Raw genomic sequence first — 7,967 nt, forward strand, 5'->3', positions numbered from 1 at the left:
GGAAGATGGGATGACTGGAGCCGAGTACATAGCCGAGTTCCTCGCCAGGGTCGGCAGCGATCGCATTTTCGTGCTGACCGGAGGCGCCTGCGCATTCCTGATCGATGCGGTGGCGCGACATCCTGAACTGCACTACACCTGCTTCCAGCACGAGCAGTCGGCGGCGATGGCCGCGGACGCGCTTTGGCGGGTGTCCGGCAAGCCCGGCGTCACCATGGCCACGTCAGGCCCCGGCGCGACCAACCTGATCACCGGCATTGCCTGCTCCTATTTCGATTCGATTCCATCGATCCATATCACCGGGCAGGTCAACCAGCGCGAGAGCACGGCCTATCACGGTGCGAATGTGCGGCAGTCGGGATTCCAGGAAACCAAAATCGCTGAGATGGTTCGGCCCATCACCAAATATGCGGTGATGGTGAAGGATGCCGATGAACTCCGGCATGAGCTCGCCAAGGCGTATGCGATCGCCATGAGTGGCCGCAAGGGGCCTGTGTTGATCGACGTTCCAATGGACATCCAGCAGCTCGATATGGGCGATGCACCTCCGGTCGTCCTACCGGTTGCTCCGGTGGGAGGCGATTCCGTCGAGCAGGCAGCCGCAGCGCTTGCGCAGACACTGGTCATCGCGCGCCGCCCGGTCGTGCTCTGGGGCGCCGGCGTCGGCCTTGCCGGCGTTCAGGACGAGGTGATCGAGTGGCTGACGCGAACCAGGATTCCGTTCGTGTCGAGCTGGGCGGGCCTGACCTATTTCGACAACGATCATCCGGGCTTCGTCGGGCAGATCGGCGTGTACGGCAATCGCGGCTCCAACTTCGTCCTGCAGAATGCCGACACCGTGATCGTGCTCGGCAGCCGGCTCGACAATCGTCAGCGTTCCGGCAATTCGCGAAATTTCGCCACCGGCGCGAGTGTGCATGTCGTGGACGTCGATGCGGAGGAGTTGAAGAAATACAAGGTCGATGGTTATCGGACCACGCACCTCGATTTCGGTCAGCTTCCGGAGGTCTTGTCGCGTATCTCCGCGCCCGAAATGGCTGCGGAGTGGCGCGACTATGTCGGCGAGATGAAGCAGAAGTATTTCGGCAAGGAAGTCAGCACCTCGGCGCGGCGCCTCAACACGCTGTCGCCCTACGAGGTCATGCGCAGGATCAGCGCGGTGGTGGACGAGAATGCCATCGTGGTCGCCGATACCGGCGCGACGGTGTGCTGGGTGCACCAGGCATTCAAGGTCAAGCGCCACATCCTGTTCACGGCCGGCGGCAATTCACCCATGGGTTACGCGCTGCCGGCGGCGATCGGCGCCAAGCTCGAAGAGCCCCGCAGGCAGGTCATCTCGATCAATGGTGACGGCGGATTCCAGGTCAACATCCAGGAATTGCAGACGGTTCGGCAGCACAATTTCGACATCGCTGTCGTCGTGATGAACAACAACAGCTACGGCATCATCAAGCAATTCCAGGACAGCTATCTGGGGAGCCGTTACGACGCCTCGCGCGACGGCTATGGCACCCCCGATTTCGGCCGGGTGGCGGAAGCCTACGGCCTGCGCTACAGCCGCATCGAGCATCTCGACCAGATCAAGCCGGAACTGTTCAGGGGCGGTCCCATCGTGATCGAGGTGGTGCTCAGCGAACACACGCTGATCGAACCCAAGCTCGAAATGGGACGGCCGATCAACGACCAGTTCCCCTATCTCGACGAAGCGGAGTACGCGGCCGGCAATCATTTCGTCGCTTATGACCGGCCGGCGTCGTTCTACAAGCCGGCCTCATGATCGCGATCCTCGGCGCGACGGGATATATCGGGCGAAGCTTGGCGCAACGGTGGGGCGCCTCCCGCACCGATGCGCTTGCGCTGTTTGCGCGCGATCCGTCCGTGCTGACCCGTGAACAATGGCCGCGCCATGTCTCGATCAGGCGGTTGTCCGAATTCAATGCCAGTGACTTCGCTTTGGTGGTCAATGCGATCGGGGCTGGCGATCCCGCTCGCGTCAGCGCAATGGGCGCGACGATCCTCCGTGTGACGCACGAATGGGATTGGCGCGTGCTTGAAACGATGGCAGCAGAAACGCGCTACGTGTTCCTGTCTTCCGGCGCGATTTACGGCGCCGGAAGCCGACAGCCGGCCGCGCCCGACGCCGCGCTCTCGTTGCCGGTGAACAGACTGGGTTCGGTGCCACCTTATCTGATGGCCAAGCTTCATGCGGAAGCATTGCATCGTTATGCCGCCGACCGCGCCATCCTCGATATCAGGGTCTTTGGCTACGCAGAGCCTGCCATTGCCAGATCTGGCACGTCATTCCTGGCTGAGCTGGTTCGCAGCATCGAACGGCGAGAAGCTTTCGTGACGTCGACCGAAGATATGACGCGCGACTATGCGGGCGCGCAGGAGCTGCAGATGATGATCGGCTGCTGGCTCGCCTCGGGCGCTGGCAATCGATCCGCCGATCTCTACACGCTCGAGCCCGTCACCAAGCATGCGCTGCTTAGTGCGGCGCAATCCCGATACGGCCTCAGGCTTGAATTTTCCCAACAGGTGAGCGGGAGCCCCACCGGCGCCAAGCCATATTACGGCTCCGCCAATCACAGCGCCGCCGAGATCGGCTATCATCCGCAGCGGACATCGATGGACGTCGTTCTCTCGGCGCTCGACGACGTCGCGAAGGGCATCTCCTAATCGCTAGTCTAGTGAAGATTAGACTCGTACGGAACGCCGGCGTGATCTCTCCGAACACTGTCCGATCGATCCCGTCCGTCGAAATTGATCCGCTCCCGTTCGAAGACAACCGGCTTCTCTCGCACCTGACTGTAGATCGCCAGAATATACTCGCCGATCATGCCCAGGAAGAAGAGTTGGACGCCCGCAAAGAAGAATAGCGCTACAATCAGCGTCATCGTTCCCGGCGGAGTGAATTTCCGGAAGAATACCAGGCTGAGGATCAGGTTGAACGCGGCATAGCCGAAGCTCAGGATTGCGAGCACGAACCCGGCGAACAGGCAGAGACGCAGTGGCGCCCCGGTAAAAGACACAAGGCCGTTGAGACCCTGGTCGATCAGCGAGCTGATCCGGTTCTTAGACAGACCCTTCTTGCGGGCGCGCCAAGTGTAGGGAATGCCAATCGAGCGCCCGCCGCACTCGAACGTCATCATCCGCATGAACGGATAGCCGTCGTGCACATTGCGCATGGCGTCAATGACGCGGCGGTCGACGAGTTGGAAGTCACCTACTCCCGGCGGCACCTGCAGATCCGAAAATCGCGTCAGCGCCTGGTAGTAGAAGTTGCGAACCGTGCGCATCAGCCAACCTTCTTCGCGCGTGGCCCTGATGCCGAAAACAATTTCGTAGCCGACCTCCCATTGTCTTACGAAGTCCGGAATCAGCTCCGGCGGGTCCTGCATATCTGCCGGCATGAACAGGAGCACGGCATCGCCCGAGGTCGCCATCACACCGTTGTAGGTGTTTTTCAAGGGCCCGAAATTGCGCGCGTTGACGATGACCTTGACGCAGGGATCCTGCGCCGCGATTTCGCGCAAGATGGCCAGGGTCTTGTCCGTGGATGCATTGTCGGCGAAAATATGCTCGCGCCGATATCCGGGAAGCTCATCGGCAAACACCTTCCGGATCGCCTCGTAGCAATCGCGGACGTTGAGTTCCTCATTGTAACACGGCGTTACCACAGATATCGTTTTCATAAGTTTTTCCGAACGGCATACGATAATCGATCAGTCAAGAAACACCCTAACCGGCAGACGCCGAACCGGGCGATCAGAGACCCGTAAAAGGCTGACGCGATCATCATCGAGGAGAACATCGACGGCCGCCACCGGACCGTAGTCGATAATCATGGACGAAGAAATGGAAAACCGCCCGTCCCTTCGACACACCTGCCGCGGCTCATAGACTTGGATCGCTTCAACTGTTCGCCCGTTACCTCGAGGCGACGAATAGCTGGAAAGACGTAAATGGTTAAGGATCACCGCAGGGCAGAATGGTCACGTTACATGCGCTTCCGTTAGTCTACCAAGCTGCCATGGATCGCATCAGCCTTCTGATTCGTAGTTGAAATCTAAGGCTCGCTGTGGCTCAGCGGCCTCAAAACCGCCCCCCGGCGCACACGCTGAAAGCTACGGGTTGAATCTTGTCGAGGCCCCGCAAGCCGGACTGCCGGTAATGACCAGCGGATGGCGAATCGCGTTCGAGGATCCCCAGGCGTTCATGCCATCGGCTATGATTTGGAGCGAGTTCGCGCGGCGCCGGCATCAGGAACGCCGCGTGGTCGCGGCCTAAAATCGACGAATTCGCTTCAGTTTTCAAGACCATGTATAATCGCTTCACATCAGCTACCGCTGTGACCAAGGAAAGTCGCTTTGACGATACGACCCGTTGTCGGCCTCGAAGCCCGGATGCTATATAGCCCGGCGACCGGCATCTCCAATTATAGCTTTCACATAGTGCGCGGTCTTCTGAAACAGACGTCGTCTTATCAGTTTCGGGGATTTGTAGGCGTCGGTTGGCGCGAAATCACACTCGCCTCGCTGGCGACTCCGGATCAGGACGAAAGCGACGACGAGAATTCCCGTTCGGGGAATTCGTTTTTCAGGCGTATTGCGCGTCTCCCGATTCAGGTGGCCGTTCGTTTCTCCGATGCTCGGCCTGCTCGGCTACTGTACAGAGTTGCCTACCGGCGCGGTTTCGCGGCGACGGTTCGATCGGAACGTCTTGACTTCTTTCACGCCTTCAATTTTCGCCCGCCGTCGGACCCGGGCGTGCCCGTTCTGCCCGTGATCTACGATCTCTCGACATTTCGCCATCCAGAATATCATCCAGCCGATCGCGTCGCATGGCTTGCCCCACTCGGCGACATCATTGCGCGCGCGCCGCTGGTGCACACCATCTCCGAATTTAGCAAGCGCGAAATCATAGATATGTTTGGCTATCCGGCGGAACGCATTTTCGTCGCGCCGCCGGCCGCGGCTCCCGTGTTCGCACCGAGGGGCGAGCCCATGACGTCTCGCGACCTCGCACCACTTGGTTTAAAGCATGGCCAGTACTTTCTCGCAGTGGGCACGCTTGAGCCGCGTAAGAATCTCCGGACGCTCATTAGCGCCTACGCACAGCTGACGCCGTCCGCGCGTACTCAATATCCGCTCGTCGTCGTTGGCGGAAAAGGGTGGGGCGATCTGAACTTGCCGCGGCAGTTGGACGCGCTTCGTTCGGAAGGTTCGTTGCGCCTTCTTGGAGGTATCTCCAATCTGCAGCTGCGAAGCCTTTATGAGGGGGCGCGTCTACTGCTGATGCCTTCGATGTATGAGGGCTTCGGTATGCCCGTCGTGGAGGCCATGGCTTGTGGAACGCCGGTCGCATACAGCTCTCGTTCCGCGATGGAGGAGATCGGCCTAACTTTCGGTCGGACCGCGCCGGCCGAGGATGTCGACGCGTGGGGCGACATCCTGTGTGAGGCAATTTCATGCAATGAACATCTAGATGCGACCCTTCGAAGACTTCGGATCAGTCGGGCGCAGACGTTCGACTGGTATCGAAGCGCCGGGATCGTCCTTGATGCCTACCGTCGTTTGGACCTGCGGTAGTGGAACGAACTGGTAAAGGTTGCGCAAACCGACACAAAATGCGATGCCTCCGCGGTCGGATGCGATCGAACATTCAGGTATTTGACCAACAATCGTAAGCTGTAGCGGGCGAGTTTCATGAGTGAACGCATTATCCCTCTGATCATGTGCGGCGGCGCGGGCACGCGGCTGTGGCCGGCATCGCGCGAGGGGCGCCCGAAGCAGTTTTTGCGTCTCCTGGGCGCCAATTCGACCTTCCAGGATACCGTTAAGCGTGTCCGCGACTCGTCCCTGTTTGAGCGGCCCATTGTCATTACTAATGCCGCTTATCGTTTTTTGGTCGTAGAGCAACTTTCAGAGATCGGGCTCGAAGCCGACGTATTGCTGGAGCCGGCTCGCCGCGACTCAGGCCCAGCGATCGCGGCAGGCGCGGCATTTGCCCGCGCGAGACAGGAAGATGCCGTCGTACTGACGCTCGCGGCGGATCATGTGGTTCGCGATGCAGGCGCTTTTCTCGATGCCTGCCGCCGCGGCCTCGCCGGAGTTAATGTGGAGCGGATGGTAACCTTCGGAGTGAAGCCGGAGCACCCATCGACCGAGTACGGCTATATTCGGCCGGGCGAGGGAATCACGTGCGGGCTTCGCAGCGTGGCGAAATTCGTCGAAAAGCCAGACGCAGAGAAGGCTGCCAAATATGTCGCGCAGGGTTACCTCTGGAATAGCGGTAATTTCATGTTCCGCGCCGTTACCCTGCTTGAGGAATACGGCAAATTCGATGCCGACAGTGTTGCCGCGGTCACCGATGCGGTCAGCAAGGCAGGCCGGGATCTCGGGTTCGTTACCCTCGACAAGTCCTCATTCGAGAACGCCAAAGCAAATTCGATCGACTACGCGGTAATGGAAAAGACTGCGCAAGCGGCGGTGGTGCCGGTCGCCTGCGGCTGGTCCGACGTCGGCTCTTGGCGCGCCGTGTGGGAATTGTCGGCCAAGGATGGCGAGGGCAATGTCGCCCAGGGGCCGGCGCTATTCGAAGACGCGCGCAATTGCAATGTCTCAACCGACAAAGCGCTTGTCGCGCTCGAGGGAGTCGAGGACCTGGTCGTCATCGCCACGCAGGACGCCGTTTTAGTCTCGCGCCAGAAGGATGCGAATGGGCTGAAGCGGCTCGTCGGCAAGCTGCGGATGGTCGCGCCGCAGGTTACCGATGACCACCTCAAAGTGCACCGTCCGTGGGGTTCCTACCAGTCGCTCGACATCGGCGATCGCCATCAGGTCAAACGCATCATCGTCAAGGCCGGCGGCCGACTATCACTGCAGAAGCATCACCACCGCTCAGAGCATTGGATCGTAGTGCGTGGCGCGGCACTCGTCACCGTGAACGACACGCAGAAAATGGTACACGAGAACGAGTCAATCTACATCCCGATCGGCGCCATTCACCGGATGGAGAATCCAGGTAAGATTCCCCTAGAGCTGATCGAGGTGCAGACTGGCAGCTATTTGGGCGAAGATGATATCGTCCGCATCGAGGATGACTACATGAGATCGTGAGCGCTTAGCTGGTTGCAGCAATTTGGCGTAATATATGGTTCGTTCGTTTCCCAAAGATTGCAGAGTGTTTCTGATGCGAGCAGCTGCATCCTGCCTTTCGCGATTCCTGCAGCGTTGCTCTTTACGCTCGTGAGCCATTAAAAAATGTTTCCAAAGCCCAAACGCGTTCTGGTTCCGAACACCTACGCTTTCGAATCCGAGCCGATGGTGAAGCCGACCGGGTTTCGCGAATATGACGCGCGCTGGCTGTTCGGCAAGGAAATCAATTTGATGGGTGTGCAGGCGCTGGGCATGGGGCTCGGCGCCTTGATCGCGGAACTCGGCGTCAAGCAGGAGATTGTCACCGGGCATGATTTCCGCGGCTATTCCGCCGCGATCAAATATGCGTTGATCTCCGGCCTGATGGCCGCGGGCTGCAAGGTGCACGACATCGGGCTGGCGGTGACGCCGATGGCCTATTTCGCGCAGTTCGACCTCGACGTGCCTTGCGTCGCGATGGTCACCGCCTCCCACAACGACAATGGCTGGACCGGGGTCAAGATGGGCGCGAGCCGCCCCCTGACCTTCGGGCCCGACGAGATGACGCGGCTCAAGGAGATAGTGCTCAATGCCGACTTCACCAACAAGGCCGGCGGCTCTTACCAGTTCCACGAGAATTTTCCGGCGCGCTACATCGCCGACCTCACCAACCGGCCGAGGCTTAAGCGCAAGCTCAAGGTGGTGGCCGCCTGCGGCAACGGCACCGCCGGCGCGTTCGCGCCGCAGGTGCTGGAGGCGATCGGCTGCGAGGTGATCCCGCTCGACACCGAGCTCGACCACACCTTTCCGAAATACAATCCGAACCCG

The 7,967-nt window shown here is 59.9% G+C and carries 6 protein-coding genes; 5 read left to right on the forward strand and 1 reads right to left on the reverse strand.

Going from position 1 to position 7,967, the window contains the following annotated elements; genetic code table 11:
• Positions 1–10 precede the first annotated feature (10 nt).
• Together ACZXDY_RS25625 and ACZXDY_RS25630 are read left to right on the forward strand one after the other, a co-directional pair.
• The gene (locus ACZXDY_RS25625) at positions 11–1,777 is read left to right on the forward strand and encodes a thiamine pyrophosphate-binding protein (protein WP_464347418.1); all 1,767 of its coding nucleotides are present in this window, start codon (positions 11–13) and stop codon (positions 1,775–1,777) included.
• Positions 1,774–2,679 carry an NAD-dependent epimerase/dehydratase family protein gene (locus tag ACZXDY_RS25630; protein ID WP_464347419.1) on the forward strand — a complete coding sequence of 302 codons (906 nt, stop codon included), beginning with the start codon at positions 1,774–1,776 and terminating at the stop codon, positions 2,677–2,679. Before ACZXDY_RS25625 ends, ACZXDY_RS25630 begins: the two co-directional genes overlap by 4 nt.
• A gap of 8 nt (positions 2,680–2,687) precedes the next feature.
• Here ACZXDY_RS25630 and ACZXDY_RS25635 read toward each other — a convergent pair whose 3' ends face one another.
• Positions 2,688–3,695, reverse strand: coding sequence for a glycosyltransferase family 2 protein (locus ACZXDY_RS25635; protein ID WP_464347420.1), 1,008 nt, complete (start codon positions 3,693–3,695; stop codon positions 2,688–2,690).
• 675 nt (positions 3,696–4,370) lie between these two features.
• On the opposite strand from ACZXDY_RS25635, the gene ACZXDY_RS25640 reads away from it, so the two are divergent.
• The 3 genes from ACZXDY_RS25640 to ACZXDY_RS25650 all read left to right on the forward strand — a co-directional run.
• Positions 4,371–5,591 (forward strand): glycosyltransferase family 4 protein, encoded by a 1,221-nt coding sequence (locus tag ACZXDY_RS25640; protein WP_464347421.1) that lies wholly within the window; start codon positions 4,371–4,373, stop codon positions 5,589–5,591.
• A gap of 117 nt (positions 5,592–5,708) precedes the next feature.
• Positions 5,709–7,121: a mannose-1-phosphate guanylyltransferase/mannose-6-phosphate isomerase gene (locus ACZXDY_RS25645; protein ID WP_464347422.1), complete on the forward strand. Its 1,413-nt coding sequence runs from the start codon at positions 5,709–5,711 to the stop codon at positions 7,119–7,121.
• Positions 7,122–7,265: 144 nt separating this feature from the next.
• A partial coding sequence (locus ACZXDY_RS25650) for a phosphohexomutase domain-containing protein (RefSeq protein WP_464347423.1) occupies positions 7,266–7,967 on the forward strand: 702 nt, incomplete at its 3' end.

Source organism: Bradyrhizobium sp. LeoB3 (genome assembly GCF_055456055.1).